Origin of the sequence: Vibrio marinisediminis (genome assembly GCF_014050145.1) — a bacterium.
Taxonomy (GTDB): domain Bacteria; phylum Pseudomonadota; class Gammaproteobacteria; order Enterobacterales; family Vibrionaceae; genus Vibrio; species Vibrio marinisediminis.
The window spans coordinates 1-340 of the sequence record NZ_JACFYF010000087.1; the positions used below are offsets into that span (position 1 = coordinate 1).

The following is a 340-nucleotide window of genomic DNA, read 5'->3' on the forward strand; positions in this document are numbered from 1 at the left end:
TACTAGTCCGGAGCCAAATGTAGGTTCCTGGGATTCTTTTATGACTTTAGGAGATACGGAGGTAGTTCCTTTAGCCTTTGTAGGTTTGTTAATTACCTTAGGATCTGCTTATAGGTTGGCTAAATTTAATATAGACGAAGAGCAGCAGAGCTTTTTTAAGGGTTTACCAACACCGGCAAATGCCTTGGTTATTATATCCTTTCCGTTAATTTTAGAGTTTCAGAACAGCGATGCTATGCATGCTATAATTTTGAATACTTGGTTCTTGTTAGGGATAACGTTGTTGAGTACTTATATACTGAATAGTCCGGTGAAACTTTTTGCATTGAAGTTTAAAAAC

1 protein-coding gene is annotated in these 340 nt (G+C 36.8%); it reads left to right on the plus strand.

Annotated features, from left to right (window positions below; all coding sequences use genetic code 11):
- Positions 1-40: 40 nt before the first annotated feature.
- Positions 41-340: CDP-alcohol phosphatidyltransferase family protein (locus H2O73_RS23505; protein WP_220457693.1), on the plus strand; the 300-nt coding region annotated here is incomplete at its 3' end.